The organism is Arthrobacter sp. 05T444, from assembly GCF_056395905.1.
The window spans coordinates 1-600 of the sequence record NZ_JBFTKK010000061.1 but is presented as its reverse complement, the minus strand read 5'-3'; the positions used below and the strand labels follow the sequence as shown (position 1 = coordinate 600).

At 64.8% G+C, this 600-nt stretch carries 1 protein-coding gene; it reads right to left on the bottom strand.

The window, feature by feature from the left end; translation table 11 throughout:
• Positions 1-9 precede the first annotated feature (9 nt).
• A partial coding sequence (locus tag AC1DD3_RS22075) for an IS30 family transposase (protein WP_476882528.1) occupies positions 10-600 on the bottom strand: 591 nt, incomplete at its 5' end.

The following is a 600-nucleotide window of genomic DNA, read 5'->3' as shown; positions in this document are numbered from 1 at the left end:
ACCTGTTGGTTAGGTGGTTAGTAGTAAAGCACGTAAACGCTCGGCTGGGGTTTCCCAGCCGAGCGTTTTACGTGGCCGGCCGTTGAGTTTCTGAGCGACGAGTTCGAGGTCTTCGGGACCGTAGACGGACAAATCCGTGCTCTTGGGGAAGTACTGGCGCAGCAGCCCATTGGTGTTCTCATTCGAGCCGCGCTGCCAGGGGCTGGCGGGGTCGCAGAAGTAGACGTTCATGTCCGTGGCCAKGGTGAAGGATTTGTGGGCTGCCATTTCGGAGCCCTGGTCCCAGGTCAGGGAGCCTCGCAGGTGCGCGGGCAGGGCCGTCATGGCGGTGACGAGTCCGTCCCGGACTGCTTCGGCGCCGTGATCCGTGGGCAGGTGGACGAGCATCACGTACCGGCTGGTGCGTTCGACCAGGGTGGCGATCGCGGACTGGTTCAGTGTCCCGGTGATGAGGTCTCCTTCCCAGTGCCCGGGGATGGCCCGGTCCTCGATTTCGGGCGGGCGTTCGGAAATCATGATCATTGGGTCCGCGAACCGGGRCCGTCGTTCCGCGGAGTTGTTGTGGGGGTGGCGGYGGGCGCGGCCGGTGCGCAGGGCGGC